This is a genomic window from Streptomyces sp. NRRL F-5630, from assembly GCF_000719475.1.
Classification (GTDB): domain Bacteria; phylum Actinomycetota; class Actinomycetes; order Streptomycetales; family Streptomycetaceae; genus Streptomyces.
In genome coordinates, this window is sequence record NZ_JOGO01000090.1 from 1 (window position 1) to 21,842 (window position 21,842).

A 21,842-nucleotide genomic window follows, 5' to 3' on the forward strand; every position below is an offset into this window, starting at 1 on the left:
CGGAACAGCGTCCACAACTCCTCCGGCACCAGACGCTCCACCAGATCAGCCATGCACGGCTCAACGAGCGACTACGCCAATAGAAACGGCCTCTTAGCGGGCGCCCCCTTGGCCACCCTCCCCGCCGATCCCGCCCCCGAGGTCCCCGCCGCCCGCGCCGCGCTCCGCCTCACGCAGACGCCCTGCCAGCGCTGCGGCACCCTCGTCGCCGGGCTCAACGGCCGCTACGCCTGCCCGGTGTGCGACTGGGCGAACCCCTGGAAGGACGGCGCCCGCTGAACCGGCGCCCGGCCGTCAACTCCCCAGCTTGCGCAGGCTTTCGCCCGTGAGCCGGTACTCGGTCCAGCCCGTGTGCGGCAGAGCGCCCATGGACTCGTAGAAGGCGACGGTCGACGTGTTCGAGTCGAGCACGGACCATTCGAGGCGTTCGTAGCCGCGCTCCACGCACGTGCGGGCGAGCGCGGCGAGCAGCGCCTTGCCGTGGCCGCCGCCCCGGGCCGTGGGGCGGACGTAGAGGTCCTCCAGGTAGATGCCCGGACGCCCGCGCCAGGTCGAGAAGTTGCGGTACCAGAGCGCGAAGCCCGCCGTCGCGCCGTCCGGAGTCTGCGCGAGGTACGCGCACGCCATCGCGTCCTCGCCGAAGAGCGCCTCGCCGATCTCCTCCTCGGTGGCCCGCAGCTCGTGCAACGACTCGTGGTGCGCGGCGAGTTCCGTCACCATCGCGTAGATCTCGACCAGGTCCTCCGGTTGCGCGGTCCTGATCCGGCCCTGGTACCCGCCGCTCGCGCGCCCGCTCGTCTCACTCATCCGCGCAGGCTACCGGCCGGAACAAGACATTCCGGCAAGGCGGGGCGGGGGCCGCGGAGGAGGCGTTGCGGGCCGCGCGAAAAAGGGTTGGAAGGCGGCAGGCCCCGGCTGATAGCTTGCGGTCGACCGTGACACCGCCCGAGGAGGTGAGGGACCCATGAACGCTGTTTCGACGTGGGTGCTCCCCCTTTCGCGTCACGGCCGGCGGCCGAGGTAGGCCCGCCGGGAGCGCCTGAACACCCGGCACTCCCGAAAGGCACCACCGTGCACTCTCTTCGCTTCACCGCCGAATCCCTCACGGACGGCGTGCTCACCCGCGACTTCGCCCTCGGCGACGTCCCCGGCGTCCTCTGGTCACCGGCCCCGTCCGCCCTGAATCCCTCCTCCCCCTCGCCCGCCCCGCTCGTCCTCATGGGCCACGGCGGCGGCGCCCACAAGAAGCACCGCGCCATGACGGGCCGCGCCCACGGCCTCGTGCCCGGTCACGGCTTCCATGTCGCGGTGCTCGACGCGCCCGGCCACGGCGACCGGCCGCGCGGGGCGCGGGACGAGCGGGACATCACCGCGCTGCGCGAGGCACAGGCGGCGGGCGCGCCCGAGGGCCCCGTCGTCGTCCCGTACAACGCCCGGCTCGCCTCGATCGCCGTGCCCGAGTACCGCGCGGCACTCGACGCGCTTCTCGGACTCCCGGAGATCGACGGGCCCGTGGGGTACGTGGGCGTCGGTCTCGGCACCGCGATCGGCGTGCCGCTCGTGGCGGCCGAGCCCCGGATCAGGGCCGCCGTCCTCGGCCTGCACTGGCCGGACGCGCTGATCGAGGCCTCGCGGCGGATCACCGTGCCGGTCGAGTACGTGGTGCAGTGGGACGACGAGCGGATTCCGCGCGAGGCGTGCCTAGCGCTGTTCGACGCCTTCGGCTCGCGGGAGAAGAGCCTGCACGCCAACGCGGGCAAGCACGTCGACTTCCCCCGCTACGTGGAGGCGGACAGCGCCGCGCGCTTCCTGGGCCGGCACCTGAGGCCGGCGGCGGACGGGACGGAGGCGACGGCGGCCGCAGCGGCCTGACGGGTACGGGCGGAGCCGGGGCAGCCGCGCGGATGCGGGTCCCCGGCCCCGCCCCCTCACCCTCTACCGCCCCACCGCTCCCGCCACCTCACCCCACATCCGTGCCACCTCGCGCCCCGCTTCCACCTCCCACAGCACCGTCTGGAGGACGCGTCCCCGCGTCCATGCCGCCGCCCGCTCGCGGTCCGCGCCGACCGCCTCGGCGAGGACAGCGAAGCGGCGGGCGGTGTCGGTCGGGTCGTAGCGGTTGGTGAGGGCGGGGAGGAGGTCGAAGGCGGGGTCGCCCGCGAGGGGTTTGGGGTCGATGGCGAGCCAGGGCGCGCGGTGGGCGGCGAGGACGTTGCCGTAGTGGAGGTCCCAGTGCAACAACCGCTCCCCGGCGGGGCCTTCGGTCCGTACGTCCCGGAGCGCGGCGGCGCAGTCGGCGATCAGGGCGCGCGTCGCCTCGTCGCGCGGGGCGGCCTCCGCGGCGCGTACGAGGAGGTTGTCGGCGACGTCGTCGAGGCGCCGCAGCCCGGCGGGGGCGCGTACGGCGGTCAGGCGCGCGAGGAGCGCGGCGAGCGGGCGCAGCGCCGCGCGCACGTCCGGGAGGCTGTTCAAGTCCCGTGCCTCGTCGAGCCGTTCGAGCAGCAGCCACGAGACCTCGGGACCGGGGCGCCCCACCCCACCCCCATTCCCCACGGTCTCCACGTCCTCGCGCAGGACCCGTACCGCTCCGTCCCCGTCCCAGGCGCGCAGGGCCGCGCCCTCGTCCGCCGTCTCCTCGGTCCTCAACTGGACTTTGAGGACGGCGCGTTCGCCGTCCGCCGTGCGTACGGGCAGGACGAGCGCCGCGACGCCGTGGCGCACGCGCCCCTCGGGTCGCAGGGACCACCGCTCCAGGCGCCGCGCGACCATCGCGGGGACGGCGGCGACGAAGGCGGCGCCCGCCGCGCCCTCGTACCGGCGCTGGCCCTCGGCGAAGCGGGCGGGCACGGCGAAGGGGACGGTAGGGGCCATACGGGAAGGGTACGGGCGCCGCCCTACCCGTCGCCGCGCCGACCGGATACCGTCCCCCACCTGCGCGGCGCCGTGACGCCGTGCCGCAGCGAGGAGGCGGTCGGGGATGGATGGCAGGGACGTCGTGAACGGCGGGATCTCGTACTGGTGGGCGCGCGAGGGGTTGCCCGCGCCGCGCGAGCCGCTCGGCGGGGACACGCGGGCCGACGTGTGCGTCGTCGGGGGCGGGTACACCGGGCTGTGGACCGCGTACTACCTCAAGCGCGCGCTCCCGTACCTCGACATCGCCGTCCTCGAACGCTCCTTCTGCGGCTACGGCGCCTCGGGCCGCAACGGCGGCTGGCTCTACAACGGCATCGCCGGGCGGGAGCGGTACGCCCGGCTGCACGGCAGGGACGCCGCTGTGCGCCTCCAGCGGGCGATGAACGAGACAGTGGCCGAGGTCGTGGCGGCGACGGAGGCGGAGGGGATCGACGCCGATCTCGTGCGGGGCGGGGTGCTCGAAGTCGCGACGACGCCCGCGCAGGCGGCGCGCCTGCGGGCCTTCCACGCCGAGGAGTTGGCGTACGGGGAGAGCGACAGGGAGCTGTACGGGGCGCGGGGGACGGCGGCGCGGATACGGGTCGCCGGGGCCGTCGCCTCGACGTGGACGCCGCACGGGGCGCGACTGCAACCGGCCAAGCTGGTGCGGGGTTTGGCGGCGAAGGCGGAGGAGATCGGCGTACGGATATACGAGTCGACGCCGGTCAAGGAGATCCGGCCGCAGCACGCGGTGACGCCGTACGGGACGGTGCGCGCCCCGTACGTGCTGCGCTGCACCGAGGGGTTCACGGCGGGGCTGAAGGGGCAGCGGCGCACGTGGCTGCCGATGAACTCCTCGATGATCGTGACGGAGCCGCTGCCCGCCGGGTTCTGGGAGCAGGCGGGGTGGGAGGGGCGCGAGACGCTGGGGGACTTCGCGCACGCGTACCTGTACGCGCAGCGGACGGCGGACGACCGGATCGCGCTGGGCGGCAGGGGCGTCCCGTACCGCTACGGCTCGCGCACGGACAACGACGGCCGTACGCGGCCGTCGACCGTCGCGGAGCTGCGCGAACTCCTCGTGCGGCTCTTCCCGCAGCTCGCGGGGGCGCGGGTGGCGCACGCGTGGTCGGGGGTGCTCGGAGTGCCGCGCGACTGGTGCGCGTCGGTGTGCCTGGACAGGTCGACGGGGCTCGGCTGGGCAGGCGGTTACGTGGGCTCGGGCGTCGCGACGAGCAACCTGGCCGCGCGCACGCTGCGCGACCTGGTGTGCCAGGACTCGGGCCAGGGCGGCCCGACGGAACTCACGGCGCTCCCCTGGGTCGACCACCGCGTCCGCAAGTGGGAGCCGGAGCCGCTGCGCTGGCTCGGCGTCCACGGCATGTACGCGGCCTACCGCGCGGCGGACCGCGCCGAATCCCGCACCCACACGCCGGAAACGGCACGGCTGGCACGCTGGGCGGACCGGGCGGCTGGGCGGTAGCCACCAGAGCGGGCGGTAGCCCCCGGCACGGGCGGTAGCCCCCGGCGGAGCCCGAGAGCGGCACGAGACCGTCCCACGCCGCGCCACCGGACCGCCGCTCCGCCCCGCCACCGCGCCACCGCGCCGCCCCGCCACCGCCCCGACAGGCTCACGCCTCCCCGTTCAGTACCCGCCCCACGAACTCCTCCAGGTTCGCCGTCATCCGCGCGACCTTCTCCTCCACCGTCAGCGACTCGTGCATTCGGCCCGAGCCCAGGTCCTTCTTGCCACGCACGTAGAGCGGGCACGCGAGGTCCTCGCACAGGTACGTGCCGACGGAGTTGCCCTGCTTGCCCGCCTTGCCCGCGCGGGGCGCGACCATCAGGGCCACGCCGCCGGAGTGCGGCGTGAGGCAGATCGAGCACAGGCCGCGCCGCGTCTGCCAGGCCGCCGTCGCCGGGCGGCGCAGGGTCAGGGCGAGCGTGCGGCCGTCCACGACCGTCGCGAGGTAGGCCCGGTCCGGGGCCTGCGGGTCGCGCCAGCCGAAGTAGTCCAGGTCCTCCCAGGGGCGTTCCGCCAGGTCACGGGGAATGTGGAGGCGCTTGGCCTCGCCCTTCGAGCAGTTCACGAAGGCGGCCCGGATCACGGAGTCAGTCAACGGCTTCATACAGGGCAGGCTAAATTGCCTATAGGCTGTAGGCAAATGGTTTACTGGCGCAGGAAACAGCGGGGCGAGCGAAGGGACAGGGCGGGCCGATGGGACGAGTGGGACTGAGTACGGAGCGGCTCGTGCACGCCGGGGCCGAACTCGCCGACGAGGAGGGCTTCGCACACGTCACGCTCTCGGCGCTGGCGCGCCGTTTCGGCGTGAAGCCCGCGAGCCTGTACGCCCACGTGAAGAGCTCGGACGACCTCCGCACCGGCATCGCGCTGCTCGCGCTCGACGAGCTGGCCGACCGGGCCACCGACGCGCTCGCGGGCCGGGCGGGCAAGGACGCGCTGTCCGCCTTCGCGGAGGCGTACCGCTCGTACGCGCACGAGCACCCCGGCCGGTACGCGGCGACCCGCCACCCGCTGGACCACGCGACGGCCCTCGCGAGCGCGGGCCCCCGGCATTCCCGGGCCTCGCGCGCGCTCCTGCGCGGCTACGCGCTCGACGAGCCCGACGCCACGCACGCCGTGCGGCTGCTCGGCAGCGTCTTCCACGGCTTCGTCGACCTGGAGCTGAGCGGCAACTTCGCCCACAGCGCGCCCCCCGCCGAGGAGAGCTGGCACCGCACCCTCGACGCGCTCGACCACCTCCTGCGCACCTGGCCGACGGCGCCCGCGACCGGCTGAAGCCGCTCGGCCCGCCCCCTCACCCACCCTTCCACCAAAATCCCGGAACCACCATGCTCACCACCGTTCCCCTCACCGCCGACCTGATCCGTGGCGCGCTCGAACTGGAGCCGACTGCGCACGGCCTGCTCCCCCACCGGCTGCCCGCCGCGGCCCGCGCCCAGAACACGGACCCCCAGCTCGCGATGGCAGAGAGCCAGCCCTCCGGGGTGCGGCTCGCCCTGCGGACCGCCGCGACCGTCGTCGAGCTGGACACCCTCCCCACCAAGCGCCTCTACCCGGGCGCGCCCCCGCGCCCCGACGGCGTCTACGACCTGCTCGTGGACGGCGAGCCGATCGCGCGCGGCACGGTCCCCGGCGGGCGGACCCTCGTCATCGACCTCGCGACCGGGCGCGGCGAGATCCAGCCGGGCGCCGAGCCGGGCACGCTGCGCTTCGACGGGCTCGACCCGCGCGAGAAGGACGTCGAGATCTGGCTGCCGCACCAGGAGACGACCGAACTCGTCGCGCTGCGCGCGGACGCCCCGGTGGAGCCCGTGCCCGCGCGGGGACGCAGGGTGTGGGTGCACCACGGGAGTTCGGTGAGCCACGGTTCGGACGCGGCGAGCCCGAGCACGACGTGGCCCGCGCGGGCCGCCGCGCTCGCGGGCGTGGAGCTCGTCAACCTCGGCTTCGGCGGCGGGGCCCTGCTCGACCCGTTCACCGCGCGTGCGCTCAGGGACACCCCCGCCGACCTCCTCAGCGTCAAGTTCGGCATCAATCTCGTCAACGCGGACCTCATGCGGCTGCGCGCCCTCGGCCCCGCCCTCCACGGCTTCCTCGACACGGTCCGCGAGGGCCACCCTGAGACGCCGCTCCTCGTGATCTCGGCCCTCTACTGCCGCATCCACGAGGACACCCCCGGCCCCGCCGCCTTCGACACGACGGCCCTCGCGGAAGGACGGCTCAGCTTCCGCGCGACCGGCGACCCGGCCGAGGTCGCGGCCGGACGCCTGACCCTGCGGACCGTCCGCGAGGAGATGGCCCGCGTCGTCGCGAGCCGCGCCGCGAGCGATCCGCACCTGCACTACCTCGACGGCACGGAGCTGTACGGGGCGGAGGACTACGCGGCCTGCCCCCTCCCCGACGAACTCCACCCGTCCCCGGAGACCCACCTCCGCATCGCGGAGCGCTTCGCCGCGACGGCCTTCGGCCAGACGGGAGCCTTCGCAGCGCGCGGCTGAGGGGGATACGGGCCCAAGAGGCACGGGCCTGAGGGGGCGACGGAGCCGAGCCGCCAAGCCTGCCGCACCGTCCGCCCCGGCCCCGCGAGCCCTGCGCCCGCCTCCGCCGCGCCGAGCCTGGGGGGTGGCCGGCGGAGCGGGAGGGCGGACGGTGGAGGAGAGCGGACTCGGGGGCGGGACGGACGGTACGCGGTGCGGGGAGCAGGGGGACGGTAGTAACTCCCCGCACCCACATGACTACCGCTGGTGCGCCGTGACGAACCCCACGCGTACGAGTGGTTTGAACGGCGTCCCGATGGGCCAGGGCTGCTTCCGCACGCCCTGCGACAGCGGACCGCACCTGTCCGCTTCCGGTCCTACCGTCCCGGGTGTCGCGACACCGCCCGCCACGGGCGGGGCGCCGCCCCCACACGTACCGCCGGAACCCAAGGACCGTCATGGACTTCGTCTCGCTCCGCATCGTCACCACCGACGTGGCACGTCTCGCCGCGTTCTACGAGAAGGCCATCGGCGCGCGGGCCGCCTGGGCCACCGAGGACTTCGCCGAGGTCGACACCCCGCACGGGACCCTCGCCCTCGCCCACGCCCGCACCCTCGCGGACTTCGCCCCCGGCGCCTGCCGCCCCGGCGCGAACGAGAGCGTGATCATCGAGTTCCGCGTGCCCGACGTGGACCGGCTTCGCACGACCCTCTCCGGCACCGAGATCGTCGCGGAGCCCACCACCATGCCGTGGGGGAACCGTTCCTGCCTGGTCCGCGACCCCGACGGCAACCTCGTCAACTTCTTCACGCCGGTCTCGGAGGCCGCCAAGGCCAAGTACGGCCTCTCCGCCACCTCCTGACCCCCCCCGCGAGCCCGCGAGGGCCCTCGGGCCCTCGCGCGGCGGACTCCGCCGACCTCAGACGCTCCGCCTCGGCTCCCTCGCCACGCGCCGGTGCGTCTCCCCCGTCATGTCCTCCAGCTCGCGGTTCTTCGTCTCCGGGACCTTCCCCAGGACGAAGACGAAGCTCACGATCGCGAAGAAGGCGAAGGCCCCGTAGAGCCACGACAGGCCGACGTTCCGCGTCAGCGGCTCGAACGAGAACGTCACGATGAAGTTGAAGATCCAGTTCGCCGCCGTCGACAGGGCCAGCGCCATCGCCCGCATCCGGTTCGGGAACATCTCGCCGAGCATGACCCACATGACGGGGCCCCACGAGAGGGCGAAGAAGACGACGAAGGCGTTGGCGCCGATGAGGGCGAGCGGCCCGTACGGGTCGGGGAGGCTGACGTTCTTGCCGGAGCCGTGCTGCTGCGAGAAGGCGATGGAGGTCAGGAGCAGCGCGCAGAACATGCCCAGCGAGCCGATCAGGAGCAGCCTGCGGCGGCCGACCTTGTCGACGAAGAGCATCGAGACGACCGTCATGACGACGTTGATGCCGGCCGTGATGACCGAAGTCGTGAAGGAGCTGGACTCCGAGAAGCCGACCGACTTCCACAGCGTCGTCGAGTAGTAGAAGATCGCGTTGATGCCGACGAGCTGCTGGAAAGCGGCGAGCGCGATGCCGACCCAGACGAGCGACTGGAGCCCGAAGTGCGGGCCGCGCACGTCCTTGAAGGTCGCCTTCGGCTCCTTGCGGAGCGTGTCGCGGATCTGCTGGACCTTCGTCCGCCCGTCCGCCGCGCCCGAGACGCGTTCCAGGACGCCCGCGGCTTCCTCGTCCTTGCCCTTGAGCACGAGGTAGCGGGGCGATTCGGGGATGGACAGCGCGAGAATCCCGTAGACCGCCGCCGGGATCACGCCGACGAGGAACATCCACCGCCACGCCTGGAGCCCGAACCACAGGTCCTGCGAGGAGCCGCCCGCCGCGCCCGCGAGCCCCTTGTTCGAGCTGAGCACGACGAGCTGGCCGATCGTGATCGCGAGCTGCTGGAGCGAGCCGAGGATGCCGCGCTCGGCGGCGGGCGCGACCTCCGCGATGTAGGCGGGCGCGATGACGGAGGCGATCCCGATGCCGAGGCCGCCGATCACGCGCCACACCAGCAGGTCCGGTACGGAGAACGCGAGACCGGAACCGACCGAGCTGACGATGAACATGACCGAGCCGAGCAGCATGACCCGCCGCCGCCCCCAGCTGTCCGCGAGCCGCCCCGCGTACCAGGCGCCCACCGCGCAGCCGAGGAGCGCGATCGAGACGACGAAACCGCTCAGGAAGTCCCCGAGGCGGAAGTGGGAGCCGAGGGCGTCGACCGCGCCGTTGATGACCGAGGAGTCGAAGCCGAAGAGGAAGCCGCCGACCGCGGCCGCGATCGAGACGCCGAGCGCCTTCCCCTTGTGACCACCTGCCGCCGTCGCCGGTTCGGGGCTCGTCGCCATCCGCACGTACCTTCCACTCGGACCACGGGATGCCCGCCGCGCGCACCACGGCCGCGGCGGCACGGACTTCCCCTTCCGAGGAGTACATCCAGTTCTGATCACTTCCGCCTGTACGGGTGCGCCGAATGGCGGAGTTCATGCCTCTCCCCGGTCACCTCGCCTCCCCGGGACAGAGAAAGTAAGGGATGCTAGCGACCACTGGTCGTTACCGAAGGGTGGCGTGAGCACTCCGGGAGGGGTCTCATGACGAGCACGAGCACGGCGGGAAGCGGGGACGGGGCGGGAAGCGGGCGCGGGGTGCCCGGCGCTGGTGGGCACGGGGAACTGACCCCCGCCCCGATCCCGACCCCGCCGTGAACGGCTGCCCCCGCCCGCGTCCTCACTCCACGTCCCCCACCCCCAGTTCCTCTTTCAGCGCCGCCGCCACCTGGGCCCACCCCGTCAGCGACCGCCGCGCGCTGCGGCCGTCCGCGTACGTCGTGGTCAGCTCGGCCCGTTCCGTCGTGCCGTTCACGGGCGGCTCCCCGAGCAGGGCGAGGTGGGCGTCGGCCGTCGTCCGCTGGACGACGAGGCGGCGGGTGAAGGGGGAGCGGGGGTGGGTCGCGACGTACCAGTTGGCGACCTCGCTGTCGACGGACGGCGTGGGCGTCGTCGACAGGACGTACTGCGTCTCCCAGCCGTCCGGCTTCAGGGCGGCGAGGCTCCAGCGGTCCTCGTGCCGGACGAGGCGGTGGCGGCGGCCGTGCGCGGCGCGTTCGGCGCCGTCGCACAGCGGGAGGGGTTCGGGCAGGGCGCCGGGCGCGCCGAATCCCGCGTCGGCGAGGTGGATGCCCTCCTCCGTGGCGACGGCGAGCGCGAGGTGGGTCGCGGGGCGGCTGGCCCAGCCCTCGTCCCCGACCCCGAGCACGACGCGTCCGGCGAGCGGGCGCACCGTGAAGCCGAGCGCGGTGAGCGCGGCCGAGAGCAGCCCGTTCAGCTCGAAGCAGTACCCGCCGCGCCGCCGCCGTACGAGCTTGTCGGCGAGGGCGGCCACGTCGAGCGCGGGCACGACACCGCGCACGGGGTCGAGGTTCTCGAAGGGGACGGCGCGCAACTGGGCCCGCTGGACGGCGCGGAGGGTCGCGAGCGTGGGCGGCAGCGCGGACGGCGCGGCGCCGATGCCGAGGCGGTCGAGGTAGGCGGCGAGGTCGAGAGCGGTCTTCGCGGACCGGCTGCTGCTGCTCATACGGCGACCCTAGGCGGACAAGCGCACGGGTCCGGGTCCCCCGGGCTGCCCCGCGCCCACGAGACCGGCCCTCGCCCGCCCGGTCGATAGGCTCGCTCCCATGACGGACACCGCCCCCACCCCCACCAGCACGGCCCCCACCGGCTCCGCCCCCTCCCCCGCCGCCTACCTCCGTGCCTTCCACTCCGCCTTCGGGCTGCACATGCGGGTGACGCCCGGCACGGTGGACGAGGCGACGGCGGCGCTGCGGCGGACGCTGCTCGCGGAGGAGTTCGCCGAGGTGGACGAGGCGGCCGGGGAGGTGGCGGCGGACGCGGGGGCGCTCGCCCACTTCGCGCAGGAACTCGCCGACCTCGTCTACGTCACGTACGGAACGGCCCTCACACACGGCATCGACCTCGACGCCGTGCTCGCCGAGGTGCACCGCGCCAACATGTCGAAGCTCGGCCCCGACGGCACTCCGGTGCGCCGCGCCGACGGCAAGGTCATGAAGGGCCCGCACTACCGCGCCCCCGACATCGCGGCCGTGCTGCGCGCGCGGGGCTGGGAGCCGGCCGAGGCGGGGCAGTGACCCCCGCCGCGACCGGCTCCCCGGGGCCCGCGACGGCTACTCCACGAAATACGTCGGGTTCGGCAGCTTGTAGCCCTTGTCCGCGTAGCCGCCCGTGAGGTCGGACTGCTGGTCGCCGAAGTTGCCGACGAGGCGGTAGCCCTGGGACTCGATGTACTTGCGCGTGCCCGCCTTGTACTCGACGGTCGTGCAGGTCCAGCTCGTCGCCGTGGCGCAGTTCCTCAGGTACGACGGCGGGTTCGTCTTGTTCTTGAGGAAGAGGTGCTCGGCGTCGAGCGGCACGTCGTAGCCGGTCTTCGCGAGGTTCTTCTCGGCGCCCGCGCGCTGCGGCTCGCTCAGGCCGGTGAGGAAGAAGACCTCGACGCCCTGCTCGCGCGCGTAGGTGACGAGGCCGGGCATCCCGAAGACGGCGGGGCGGTTCGCCTGGTCGACGTAGGCGTTCCAGGAGGCGTCGTTGTAGACGTAGTTGGTGCGGCGCTCGTAGTCGAAGCTGAGGAGCGCGGTGTCGTCGATGTCGAGGACGATCGCGGGCTTGGCACCGTGGTGGCCGTGGCCGTGGCCGTAGCGCTGCGCCGCCTTGCGGATGTCGGCCCTGGCACCCTTCTCGATCCGGGCGAGGTCCTTGGCGTAGTCGCTGTCCGCCGAGGCGGTCCAGGTGCCGTCGGCGTGCTTCTCGGCGCCGTAGTAGGCGTCGATCTGCTTCGTCAGGAGGCCGATGTTCTGCGGCTCGTGGCCGGCGCGCGGTGCGCTGCCCTGCGCGCCGGCCGCGCCGACCCCGTGGACGAGGGTGCCGGCGAGGGCACAGGCGGCGGTGAGGCCGGCCGCTTTGAGGGACTTCCGCATGAGGCGCCTTTCGCGAGAGCGAGGGGTTTCGGCCGCTTGTCTACGCGCATCGCGCCCCGCGCCACAAGCGCTGCGGCGAATCGATACCTGACCTATACACACACCGTCCGGTCGGCGGTCACTCCCCGGCGCTCCCCGCCGCCGTGACCCCGAGCGCCGTGAACGCGGTCATGTCCGTGTCGTCACCGGGCCGTACGACCCACAGGTACACGTATCCCCGGTTCCCGCCGCCCGCCGTGCCCGGCCCCCAGCCGAGCAGGATCTCGTCCTTGCCGTCGCCGTCGAGATCGCGGGCGGCGAGCGGGCGGGCGCCCCGGTCGTCCTTCCGGATCTTCTTGCCGTCGTGGTCGGCGGGTCCCGAACGCCGTGCGACGGGCCGCGGTTCGCCGCTCACCGGGTCGGCGAGGACGGGGCCGTCCGGGGCGTCGAGGAGGAGGGCGTCCTTGCCGTCCCCGTCCGGGTCGGCGGCGAGGAAGGTGCGCAGGGTGGCCGACACGCCGGTGCCGTTCTTCGGCAGGCGGTGCGTGGTCGTCGGGCCCTCGCCGGGGTGGATCGCGTACGAACCCTCGGTCCCGGGGGCCTCGGTCCCGTGGCCGGGCTCGTCGTTGCGGCTTCCGTCGTCGCCGGTCGCGAGGTCCCACACGCCGTCGCCGTCGAAGTCGCCGAACGTATAGGCGTTCCCCTTGCGGGTCCGCTCGCCGCCGCCCGCGAAGAGGGCCTTGCCCGGCCCGCCCCGGTAGAGCGTCCCGGCGGTCTGCTCGCCGTCGTCCTGATCGTGGACGAAGAGCGGTGTCGGGGTGTGCGCGCCCCCGGGGTCGAGCGGGGCGACCGCGAGTCCGCCGACGCCGTCGTCGAGCGTGATCCTCTCCGTCCGGGCGAAGCTGCCGTCGCGCGTGAAGGGGCCGTAGAGGATGGCCACCACCCCGTGCAGGAGGCTCGCGTCGTCCCCGTACACGGCGAGATCGGGGTGCCCGTCCCCGTCGAAGTCCCCGCGCCGCACGCCGCTCACGCTGAGGGCCGGGTCGGTGCGGAGCGCCTTCGCGGCGCCGCGCGGCCCGGCCGGTCCGCCCCAGGTGACGAAGGGGACGCCGCGCTGGTTCGCGAAGTCGCCCGTGGAGAGCCCGCGTTCGGCGTTCTCCCGGTACGTGTCCGTGGAGACGACGTCGGGGAAGCCGTCCCCGTCGAGGTCGGCGGTGACAAGGTCGGCGGGCACGGCGCCGGGCGGTTCGTCCCGCCCGCCCCCGGCCCGCAGCCCGAGCGCTTCGCGCCCCAGGGCGGTACGCGTCGCGGGGTCGGGCCCGTGGGCGCCCCCGTAGAGGGTCGCGAACCGCGTCGGGGGGAAGGCGGTGGCCTTCGGTTTCCCGGCGGGCAGGACGAGCGACAGATCGGTGCGCCCGTCCCCGTTGAGGTCGTCGGGGTCCTTGGACCCCTTGCCGGGCGCGGGGGCCTGGCGCGCGGGTGGGGCGGAGGGGAGCGCGCCGGCCCTTGGCGTGCCGGGGGTGCGGGCCTTCGCACCGTGCGCGTCCGGCTCGCCCCCGCCCGTCCCGCAGGCGCCGAGCAGGAGCGCACCGGCAAGGGTCCCCGCGAACAACCGCGCCTGTACGCGCATCCCCACTCCGCTCCGTCCGGCGCCGCCGCCCCGCTCCCGTGTCCGAGCATTGTGCCGCCTCCCGGCCCACCGATACCGGGCGGGACGGGGACGACGGGAGCGGGACGCGGACGACGGGAGCGGCGGGAGCCGGGGCGGGGGCGACGGGGAGCGGCGGGAGCGACCGGCTGGATACGGCTGCCCCCGTCGCCCCGCGCCCCCGACCGCCGTACTCCGCAGGGCGCCTCAGCCCGTGTACGCCGCCAGTGCCTTCGTGAACTCCCAGTCGCTCTGCGGGACTCCCGAGCACGTGTCGGCGCCGCCGCCCGTGCAGGGGCGGTCGCGGTTGACCGACCAGAAGGTGAGGCGGGCGAGGTGGTGCTGCTGGGCGTAGGCGGTCATGGTGCGGAAGTCCGCGACCGTGATCGTCTCGCCGACGTCCGTCGTGCCGTTCATGGAGGAGATGCCCATGAGGCGGTACGCCTGGTCGTCGCTGTAACCGTAGGCGCTCTTCAGGGAGTTCTTCAGGCCCTCGGCCGCGCGCGTGGTCAGTGTGCCCATGTTCTGGCCGTTGCCGCCGAAGTTGAACGGCATGATCGTCCAGGCGTCGACCGTGAGGCCGGACCGCGCGGCCTTGGTGATGAGGCTCGTGTCGGGCCCGTTCTGGCCCGTGCCCATCGTGACGAAGACCTTCAGGCCGGGGTTGTCGGCCTTGACGGTCTTGAGCGCGTCGACCGTGCGCTGCTGGACGGTCGCGCTGTCGTACGCCTCCGCTTCGATGTCGATGTCGATCGCCTTCAGGCCGTACGCGCTGATGACCTTCTGGTACGCCCCGGCGAGCGCGCTCGCACTCGTGCAGGACTGCTCCAGCTTGTTGCCGCTCCAGCCGCCGAAGGACGGCACGACGTCGCCGCCGTTCGCACGGACCGTCGTGATCGTCTGCTGGTCGACACCGCCGGTGAGCGGACGGCTGCCGTCCCACCGCGGGTCGCACGTGCCGTTGGAGAGGACGAAGGCGAGCGTGAACCACTTCACGCCGGTCGCGTTCGTGACCGTCGTCGGGCTCGGCGGGTTGCCCCAGCCGTTGTAGAGGTACGGGGCGACGGCGGCCGGCGCGCCCCCGGTGGGCGGAGTGGTCCCGCCTCCGGCGGAGGGCGCGTTCCACTTCTGGTTGGACGTGCCCGCGCAGGTCCACAACTGGACGCGCGCGCCGTTCGCCGTGCTCTTGTCCTGCACGTCGGCGCACTTGTCCGCCTGCGGGTTGACCAGGTCCTTCGCGGCGGTGACGGTCCACTGCTGGGCGCCGGAGCCGTTGCAGTCCCACAGCTGGAGCTTCGCCCCGTCCGCCGTCGAGCCGCTCGGCACGTCGAGGCACTTGCCGAGCGCGCGGATGGTGCCGTCCGAGCCGACGTTCCACTGCTGCGCGGACGTCCCGTTGCAGTCGTACATCTGCACGGCCGTCCCGTTCGCGCTGCTCGCCGCCGCCACGTCGAGGCACTTGCCGCCGAGCCCGGTGATCGTGCCGGTCCCGGCCGCCGCCTCGGGTGCCTGGGCGATGCCGAGGGCGAGGAGCGGGGCGAGGAGCACCGGGAGGAGGCGGGCGCGGCGCGCGGTGAGGGCGCCGCGCGGGGTGGTCGCGGTCATGAGACGGTCCACTTCTGGTTGGCGGTGCCCGCGCAGGTCCACAGCTGTGCGCGGGTGCCGTTGGCCGAGGAGTTGTCGGTGGCGTCCACGCACTTGTCCGCCTGGGGGTTCACGATGTCCTTCGCCCCGGTGACGACCCACTGCTGGGCGCCCGTGCCGTTGCAGTCCCACAGCTGGAGCTTCGCCCCGTCCGCCGTCGAGCCGCTCGGCACGTCGAGGCACTTGCCGAGGACGCGGAGGGTGCCGTCCCCGCCCACCGACCACGCCTGGGCGCTCGTGCCGTTGCAGTCGTAGAGCTGCACCGCCGTGCCGTTGGCGTTGCTCGCCGCCGCCGCATCGAGGCACTTGCCGCCGATTCCCTTGATCGTCTTCGTGCCGGTGGGCGGCGGGGTCGTGCCGCCGCCGTCGCTCACGCGCACGTAGTCGACGACGAGCTGTTGCGGGAACTGCGTGGAGGAGTTCGGGTCGCCGGGCCAGTAGCCGCCCACCGCGAGGTTGAGGATGACGAAGAACGGCTTGTTGAAGGCCCACTGCCTGCCGCCGAGGTCGGCGGGCGTACGGGTCTGGTAGACGTTGCCGTCCACCGACCACTTGATCGAGTTCGGGCTCCAGTCGATCGCGAAGGTGTGGAAAGCGTCCGCGAAGGCGGCGCCGCCGGGCAGCGAGTAGCCCGCGCCGATCCCGCCGGAGCCGGAGTAGCCGGGGCCGTGGATCGTGCCGTGCACGGTGCCCGGCTCGAAGCCGACGTTCTCCATGATGTCGATCTCACCGGAGTTGGGCCATCCGACCGAGCCGATGTCGTCGCCGAGCATCCAGAACGCGGGCCACATGCCCTGCCCGCGCGGCAGCTTCATCCGGGCCTCGACATGCCCGTACTGCGAGGTGAAGCGGCCCGAGGTGTTGAGCCGCGCGGAGGTGTACTCGCACCGTCCGTACCAGCAGTTGTAGTTCCCCGGGTTCTCCTTCTTCGCGGTGATGACCAGGTGGCCCTGCCCGTCGAGAGCCGCGTTGTTGGTACCCGCCGTGTAGTACTGGCGCTCGTGGTTGTTGACGTTGTCGCCGGTCTCCGTGAGCCACTTCGAGCCGTCCACTCCGGCTCCGGCGGGTCCGTCGAAGTCGTCGGTGAAGGTCGCGGCGGCGGCGTTCACCGCGGCGGGGGCTCCGGCGGAGGCGGGGACGGGGGTGGGCGCGGCGGCCTGCGCGGCGGCGGGTGCCAGGGCGGCGAAGCCGAGACACGCGGCTGCGGCGAGCAGCGCGAGGGGGCGGGGGCGCCGGGAGGGGGATCTGCGGCGCCGGGCGGGGGTGCGCGAAACGCGCATGGGGCATCACATCGCTTCCGTGGGGGCGGTGGGGGTGGGGGTCGCGCGATGGAGCGGGTGGAGCCGGTGGGGTGAGCGGGGCGGGAGGAGCGGCGGACCCAGCGGGTGCGGGGGACGGGACCGTGCGGGTGAGGGGCGGGACAGGACCGTGCGGGTGGCGCGGGTGGAGCCAAGGGCGGAGCGGGTGGTGCGGCACGGTGCGCCCGCCCCGGGCGGGCTCGTGTCGCGCTCATGTCACTGAACCCAACACCTGAACTCAGCCCGCCCGCTCGGGGCCGGCTCCGTTCACCTGTTGACGCTGTTGATTTAAGAAGCGCCCCGGGAGCCCGTCAATACATTCGTCTGGACCAATTCCGGGCACCCCCGGCCGGGGCGCCGCAGGGCGCGGCCCGGCACGGCTGCCCGGGGCCCCGCCGCACACACCGCGCGGCGACCATGACTCCCCGGTAACGTCTCGAAAGGATCACGAAGCGAATATGTGGTGTGCATGACCGAAGTCAGGGCACCCGGAGCGACGGAGGTTGATAATCATGGTTCCCCTGCTTCTCGTTCTTCTTCTCGCGCTGATCCTGTTCGGCGCCGGTTTCGCGGTCAAGATCCTCTGGTGGATCGCGATCGCCGTCCTGGTCATCTGGCTGCTCGGCTTCCTGTTCCGGTCCACCGGCACGGGCGGCAGGCGTGGGCGCTGGTATCGATGGTGAGCTGACCACCGACCACCGCGGCCCTGACAGCGAGAAGGGGCGGATCACGGCCTGCACGCCGTGACCCGCCCCTTTTCGTGCGCCCGGACGGCGGGCGCGGGCGCCCGGCCCGCCGGGCGAGGCGGTACGGGGCGGTCGCCGGTGGAGGTCGCACACGGTTCCGGTGCGGGCGTGCCCCGTACGCACCACTTCCCCCTACCCTGCCACGCTCCGCTCACCGACGTCCGGCCCCCGGCCGCCTGCCGCCTCCGCCCCGCCCGCGCCCGCTCACGTCACCAGTCGTGCACGGTCCCGTCCTGCAAGCGGTTCACCGGCAGGTACGCCGGGTCGTACGGGTGCGCGGCGGCCAGCTCCTCGTCGAGTTCCACGCCCAGGCCGGGCGCCTCGCCCGGGTGCAGGTGACCGTCCGTGAAGGTGTACGCGTGGCGGAAGACGCGGTGCGTCGTCTCCGTGTAGCCGCTGTACTCCTGGATGCCGAAGTTGTGGATGGCCAGGTCGAGATGGATGCCGGCCGCCATCCCGACGGGCGAGATGTCCTCGGGGCCGTGGATCGCCGACTTGATCTGGTACTGGCCCGCGAGGTCGAACAGGCGCCGCAGCGGGGTCACGCCGCCGAAGTGCGTGACGGCCGAACGGACGTAGTCGATCAGCTGGTTGGTCAGCAGGTACTGGTAGTCGTGCACGGAGTTGAAGACCTCGCCGATCGCGAGCGGCGTCGTCGTGTGCTGCCGGACGAGCCGCAGCGCCTCCTGGTTCTCGGCCGGGGTGCAGTCCTCCAGCCAGAACATCCGGTACGGCTCCAGGTCCTTGCCGAGGCGCGCGGCCTGGAGGGGGGTGAGGCGGTGGTGCGCGTCGTGCAGCAGCGGCAACTCGGCGCCGAACTCGGCCCGTACGGCCTCGACGACGCTCGGCAGGTGGCGCAGGTACGCGGCCGTGTCCCAGTCCTCCACGAGCGGGCGCGGGTGCCCGTCCGGGCCCGTACCGGCCGCCGCGCCACCGACCCCGTAGACCGCCTTGAGGCCCGGGACGCCGGTCTGCACGCGGATCGCGGGGTAGCCGAGTGAGAGCTTCTCCCGTACCGAGTCGAGGAGTTCGGGTATGTCGCGACCGCTCGCGTGCCCGTACGTCATGACCTTCTCGCGGCTGGCGCCGCCGAGGAGCTGGTAGAGCGGCAGCCCGGCCGCCTTGCCCTTGATGTCCCACAGGGCCATGTCGACGGCGGCGATCGCGGCCATCGTGACCGGCCCGCGCCGCCAGTACGCGCCCCGGTAGAGGTACTGCCAGGTGTCCTCGATGCGGTGCGGGTCGCGGCCGAGCAGGAGCGGGGCGACATGGTCGCGCAGGTACGAGACCACCGACAGCTCCCGGCCGTTGAGGGTCGCGTCGCCGAGTCCGGTGAGGCCCTCGTCGGTGGTGATCTTCAGCGTGACGAAGTTGCGGCCGGGCGAGGTGACGACGACCTCGGCGGAGACGATCTTCATGGTGCGTGTTCCTTCTCGCGAGAAAGTGGCTTCTCTCGCAGGTGGTAGGGGAGTTCAGCCCTTGGTGGCGCCGGAGGTCAGACCCGCGACGAGGTATTTCTGGCCGAGTACCGCGGCGAGCAGCACGGGGAGGGTGATGAGCGTCGCCGCCGCCATGAGCCCGCCCCAGTCGGTGCTGGCGTAGGAGATGAAGTTGTAGAGCGTCACAGGCACGGTCTGCGTGTTCTCGTCGGCGAAGACCAGCGAGAACATGAAGTTGTTCCAGCTGAAGACGAAGGCGAGCAGGCAGGCCGTCGCGGTGCCGGGGGCGGCGAGCGGGAGGCTGATGCGCCAGAAGGCGCCGAAGGCCGAGAGCCCGTCCGTCCGCGCCGCTTCCTCCAGTTCGACGGGCAGCCCGGCGAAGAACCCGGTCATGATCCACAGGATGAGCGGCACGGCGGCGAACATGTGGCTGAGGACGAGCACGGTGTAGCTGCCGACGAGCCCGGCGCGCGCGAAGAGGTAGTACCAGGGGACGAGGAGCGAGACGGCGGGCACGATGCGCGCGATGAGCACGAGCGAGCCCGTGCGCCGCATCCCGAACCGCCCCACGGCCCAGGCCGCGGGCACGGCGAGGAGCGCCGAGAGCAGCGTGGACACGACGCCGATGAGGACCGAGTTCCCCATCGAGCGCAGCAGGGTCCCGGCGTCGAGGACGCTGCGGAAGTTCTCCAGCGTCGGCGTGAACCACAGCCCCACGGAGGGGTCGGTGACCTGCACGTTCGTCTTGAAGGCCGCGGCGAACATCCACACCATGGGCAGCAGGAAGACGAGCATGACGACGACGATCGCGACGGCCTTGAGCACCTTGCCGGCACGGGCCCGGCGCAGGCGGCGGACGAGGACGGGGTCCACCGGCGTGGTCCTCGAAGCGGTGAGCGGGGCGCTCATGCGGCGGACTCCTTCCCGGAGCGGCGCAGCAGCACGACGACGCCGATGATGAAGAGCGTGAACAGGACGAGCACGGCTGCGGCGAGCCCGTACTCCTGGTAGTCGAAGGTCAGCCCGTAGGCGTAGACGTTGAGGGTCTCGGCCTCGAAGTCCGAGCCGCCGCCGGGGCCCTTCGTCGCGTAGAGCAGGTCGAAGGTCTTCAGCGCGTCCACGGCGCGCAGGACGAGCGCGGTGCCCAGGGTGGGGAGCAGCATCGGCAGAATGACGAGCCGGAAGCGCTGCCAGCCCGTCGCGCCGTCCACCAGCGCGGCTTCCTCGGGCTCCTCGGGCAGCGTGCTGAGCCCGGCGAGGAGGAGCAGCGTCATCATCGGCGTCCACTGCCACACGTCGATGAGCATGAGCGTCGGCAGCGACTGCCCGACCGATCCGAGGAACTCCTGGCGAGGGATGCCGACTTGGGTGAGCAGGTGGTTCGCGATGCCGTTCGTCGGGTCGAGGATGAGCAGCCACAGGATGCCGATCGCGACCGGGGTCGTCAGGAGCGGGATCAACAGGACGGTACGGACCCAGCGTTGTCCCCGGAAAGGCTTGCGGAGCAGCATCGCGACCGCGAGCCCGAGGACGGTCTCCAGGACGACGGCGCCGATGGTGAAGACGGCGGTGCGCCCCGCGGCCGGCCAGAAGCGCCGGGTGTCCCCGAGCGCGTCGGTGAAGTTCTGCCCACCGACGTGCTTGCTGGGCGCGTTGACCGCGCCGAAGGCGTCGGTGAAGCTGAGGTTCAGCGTGTAGAGCAACGGGAAAATGATCATCGCGGCGACGAAGAGGAGCGCCGGGGCGAGCATCAGCCACCGCAGCCGCCGGTTGCTCTGCTCGAACGTCTTCCGCTTGCCCGGCCGTTCGGCCTTCGCCGGGCGGACGGGGGCCAGGACGTCGGTGGCCATCACGCCTCCTTGTGACGGTTGTCGCGGACGAGGAAGTCGGCGAACTCGGCGTCGGCGTCCCGGACGACGGAATCGACGGGCCGCCCCAGAATCCCGGCGACGAGAGGCCGGCCGACGATGTCGCGGGCACGGCCCACCTGGAGGACGCGCGGGCGGTCGTAGCCGATGCCGCGCTCGGCGTTCAGCCGCATGGCCTCGGCCAAGTCGTCGGGGAAGGCGGCGAGGGTACGGGGGTTCTGCCAGGCGGAGGTGCGGGCCCCGGGGATGCCGCCCTTCTGCACCTCGGCGACCATCTCCTTGCTGGCCGCCCAGAGGATGAACTCCCAGGCGTCGTCCTGGAGCCGGGAGAAGGCGTTGATGCCGAGGCTCCACGAGGGGATGTTGTGCGGGCGCGCCCCGGCGGGACCGGCGGGGAAGGGCGCGAAGCCGACCTTGTCGCGGACGGCCGAGACCTTCGGGTCGAGGAAGCTGCTGTAGATCGCGTCGGCGTCGATGTAGAAGGCGGCCTTGCCCTGCGCGAAGATCGGCATGGCCTGTTCCAGGCTCATGTTGGTCGCGCCGGGCGGGCCCGCGTCGTGGAGCAGCTTGCCGTAGTAGCGGTACGCGGCGAGCGCCTGAGGCGAACCGATCGCGGAGCGCCCTCCCTTGAGGAAGTCGCCGCCGTGCGAGTAGAGGAAGCTGGACCACTGCGACACGGCCCCGTTGCGCTGCCCGCGCCCGACGTACCCGAAGAAGTTCTCGCTCTTGCGGGTGAGTTCGCGGGCGGTGGCATACAAGTCGTCGAGGGTGGCCGGGGGCCGTCCGCCGACGAGGTCCTTGCGGTAGTAGAGGGCGGGCCGCTCGGTGACGACCGGGACGCTGAGAATCTTGCCCTCGGTCAGGGAGACGTCCCGGGCGGACCGCTGGAAGTCCTGCCAGGCGAAGCCGCCGTCCCCCTCGACCCGGTCGGTGAGATCGGCGAGCCAGCGGTTGTGCCCGAAGACGAGCTGCTCCTGCAGCGCGCGGACCATCATGACGTCGACGTCGGTCCCGGAGGCGTTGAGCTTGACGTTGTAGCTGGACGCGAGCTGGTCGGCGGTGAGCATCTGCATACTGACGCGCCGCCCGATCCGCTCCTCGAACTCGGGCAACTTCTTCTTGATGGCCTGCGACCAGACATGGTTGATGGCCATGACCCGAAGGGGCGCACTCCTCGACGGAGGCCCGGAGGGAGCACCGCACGCGGCGAGGGCGGGAGCCGCGAGCGTGGCGGCGGGGACGGCGAGGGCGAGGCGGGAGAGGGAACGGCGGGAGAGGGGGCGGGGGGCGAGGGGGCGCTTCGCTGGGG

21 protein-coding genes are annotated in these 21,842 nt (G+C 72.9%); 8 read left to right on the forward strand and 13 right to left on the reverse strand.

Annotation, left to right across the window (positions count from 1 at the left end):
- Positions 1 to 51: 51 nt before the first annotated feature.
- The gene (locus tag IF99_RS35235; RefSeq protein WP_420705726.1) at positions 52 to 279 is read left to right on the forward strand and encodes a hypothetical protein; all 228 of its coding nucleotides are present in this window, start codon (positions 52 to 54) and stop codon (positions 277 to 279) included.
- 15 nt (positions 280 to 294) lie between these two features.
- Here IF99_RS35235 and IF99_RS0127155 read toward each other — a convergent pair whose 3' ends face one another.
- Entirely contained in the window at positions 295 to 807 is a 513-nt protein-coding gene (locus tag IF99_RS0127155) for a GNAT family N-acetyltransferase (RefSeq protein ID WP_031000445.1), read from the reverse strand.
- A gap of 264 nt (positions 808 to 1,071) precedes the next feature.
- On the opposite strand from IF99_RS0127155, the gene IF99_RS0127160 reads away from it, so the two are divergent.
- Entirely contained in the window at positions 1,072 to 1,872 is an 801-nt protein-coding gene (locus IF99_RS0127160; protein ID WP_031000447.1) for an alpha/beta hydrolase, read from the forward strand.
- A gap of 63 nt (positions 1,873 to 1,935) precedes the next feature.
- Here the strand turns inward: IF99_RS0127160 and IF99_RS0127165 are convergent, their stop codons facing one another.
- Positions 1,936 to 2,871, reverse strand: a complete 936-nt coding sequence (locus IF99_RS0127165; protein ID WP_051703708.1) for an aminoglycoside phosphotransferase family protein — start codon at positions 2,869 to 2,871, stop codon at positions 1,936 to 1,938.
- A 106-nt stretch (positions 2,872 to 2,977) separates the two neighbouring features.
- Here IF99_RS0127165 and IF99_RS0127170 point away from each other — a divergent pair, with 106 nt between their 5' ends.
- The gene (locus IF99_RS0127170; protein ID WP_031000451.1) at positions 2,978 to 4,375 is read left to right on the forward strand and encodes an NAD(P)/FAD-dependent oxidoreductase; all 1,398 of its coding nucleotides are present in this window, start codon (positions 2,978 to 2,980) and stop codon (positions 4,373 to 4,375) included.
- Positions 4,376 to 4,523: 148 nt separating this feature from the next.
- On the opposite strand, the gene IF99_RS0127175 is transcribed toward IF99_RS0127170, so the two are convergent.
- Positions 4,524 to 5,021: an FBP domain-containing protein gene (locus IF99_RS0127175; protein WP_031000453.1), complete on the reverse strand. Its 498-nt coding sequence runs from the start codon at positions 5,019 to 5,021 to the stop codon at positions 4,524 to 4,526.
- Between the two features lie 89 nt (positions 5,022 to 5,110).
- On the opposite strand from IF99_RS0127175, the gene IF99_RS0127180 reads away from it, so the two are divergent.
- The 3 genes from IF99_RS0127180 (at position 5,111) to IF99_RS0127190 (ending at position 7,757) form a co-directional block, all read left to right on the forward strand.
- The gene (locus IF99_RS0127180) at positions 5,111 to 5,692 is read left to right on the forward strand and encodes a TetR/AcrR family transcriptional regulator (RefSeq protein WP_031000455.1); all 582 of its coding nucleotides are present in this window, start codon (positions 5,111 to 5,113) and stop codon (positions 5,690 to 5,692) included.
- A 53-nt stretch (positions 5,693 to 5,745) separates the two neighbouring features.
- Positions 5,746 to 6,915 (forward strand): GDSL-type esterase/lipase family protein, encoded by a 1,170-nt coding sequence (locus IF99_RS0127185; RefSeq protein WP_031000457.1) that lies wholly within the window; start codon positions 5,746 to 5,748, stop codon positions 6,913 to 6,915.
- 437 nt (positions 6,916 to 7,352) lie between these two features.
- Complete coding sequence (locus IF99_RS0127190) at positions 7,353 to 7,757, forward strand: VOC family protein (RefSeq protein WP_031000458.1); 405 nt, start codon at positions 7,353 to 7,355, stop codon at positions 7,755 to 7,757.
- Positions 7,758 to 7,814: 57 nt separating this feature from the next.
- On the opposite strand, the gene IF99_RS0127195 is transcribed toward IF99_RS0127190, so the two are convergent.
- Positions 7,815 to 9,272 (reverse strand): sugar porter family MFS transporter, encoded by a 1,458-nt coding sequence (locus IF99_RS0127195; protein ID WP_031000460.1) that lies wholly within the window; start codon positions 9,270 to 9,272, stop codon positions 7,815 to 7,817.
- Between the two features lie 379 nt (positions 9,273 to 9,651).
- Positions 9,652 to 10,497, reverse strand: a complete 846-nt coding sequence (locus IF99_RS0127200) for an arylamine N-acetyltransferase family protein (protein WP_031000462.1) — start codon at positions 10,495 to 10,497, stop codon at positions 9,652 to 9,654.
- Positions 10,498 to 10,597: 100 nt separating this feature from the next.
- Here IF99_RS0127200 and IF99_RS0127205 point away from each other — a divergent pair, with 100 nt between their 5' ends.
- Positions 10,598 to 11,068 carry a hypothetical protein gene (locus IF99_RS0127205; protein WP_031000463.1) on the forward strand — a complete coding sequence of 157 codons (471 nt, stop codon included), beginning with the start codon at positions 10,598 to 10,600 and terminating at the stop codon, positions 11,066 to 11,068.
- Positions 11,069 to 11,104: 36 nt separating this feature from the next.
- Here IF99_RS0127205 and IF99_RS0127210 read toward each other — a convergent pair whose 3' ends face one another.
- From IF99_RS0127210 to IF99_RS0127225, 4 genes are all read right to left on the reverse strand, one after another.
- Positions 11,105 to 11,911, reverse strand: coding sequence for an HAD family acid phosphatase (locus IF99_RS0127210; RefSeq protein ID WP_031000465.1), 807 nt, complete (start codon positions 11,909 to 11,911; stop codon positions 11,105 to 11,107).
- A gap of 118 nt (positions 11,912 to 12,029) precedes the next feature.
- Positions 12,030 to 13,520: an FG-GAP repeat domain-containing protein gene (locus IF99_RS0127215; RefSeq protein ID WP_051703709.1), complete on the reverse strand. Its 1,491-nt coding sequence runs from the start codon at positions 13,518 to 13,520 to the stop codon at positions 12,030 to 12,032.
- Positions 13,521 to 13,745: 225 nt separating this feature from the next.
- Positions 13,746 to 15,143 carry a chitinase gene (locus IF99_RS0127220; RefSeq protein ID WP_031000469.1) on the reverse strand — a complete coding sequence of 466 codons (1,398 nt, stop codon included), beginning with the start codon at positions 15,141 to 15,143 and terminating at the stop codon, positions 13,746 to 13,748.
- Positions 15,140 to 16,462, reverse strand: a complete 1,323-nt coding sequence (locus tag IF99_RS0127225) for a glycoside hydrolase family 16 protein (protein ID WP_031000471.1) — start codon at positions 16,460 to 16,462, stop codon at positions 15,140 to 15,142. The genes IF99_RS0127220 and IF99_RS0127225 overlap by 4 nt, the downstream gene beginning before the upstream one ends.
- A 530-nt stretch (positions 16,463 to 16,992) precedes the next feature.
- Between IF99_RS0127225 and IF99_RS0127230 the strand changes: the two genes are divergently transcribed.
- Positions 16,993 to 17,163 (forward strand): hypothetical protein, encoded by a 171-nt coding sequence (locus IF99_RS0127230; RefSeq protein ID WP_031000473.1) that lies wholly within the window; start codon positions 16,993 to 16,995, stop codon positions 17,161 to 17,163.
- Between the two features lie 272 nt (positions 17,164 to 17,435).
- On the opposite strand, the gene manD is transcribed toward IF99_RS0127230, so the two are convergent.
- From manD to IF99_RS0127250, 4 genes are read right to left on the reverse strand one after another with little or no spacing between them, the layout of a single operon-like run.
- Positions 17,436 to 18,644: a D-mannonate dehydratase ManD gene (manD, locus tag IF99_RS0127235; protein ID WP_031000475.1), complete on the reverse strand. Its 1,209-nt coding sequence runs from the start codon at positions 18,642 to 18,644 to the stop codon at positions 17,436 to 17,438.
- Positions 18,645 to 18,698: 54 nt separating this feature from the next.
- Entirely contained in the window at positions 18,699 to 19,574 is an 876-nt protein-coding gene (locus IF99_RS0127240) for a carbohydrate ABC transporter permease (RefSeq protein WP_031000477.1), read from the reverse strand.
- A complete protein-coding gene (locus tag IF99_RS0127245; protein ID WP_031000478.1) occupies positions 19,571 to 20,515 on the reverse strand; it encodes a carbohydrate ABC transporter permease in 945 nt (314 codons plus the stop codon). The genes IF99_RS0127240 and IF99_RS0127245 overlap by 4 nt, the downstream gene beginning before the upstream one ends.
- On the reverse strand, positions 20,515 to 21,687 hold the full coding sequence (locus IF99_RS0127250; RefSeq protein ID WP_031000479.1) for an ABC transporter substrate-binding protein: 1,173 nt from the start codon (positions 21,685 to 21,687) through the stop codon (positions 20,515 to 20,517). Before IF99_RS0127250 ends, IF99_RS0127245 begins: the two co-directional genes overlap by 1 nt.
- Between the last annotated feature and the right edge of the window lie 155 nt (positions 21,688 to 21,842).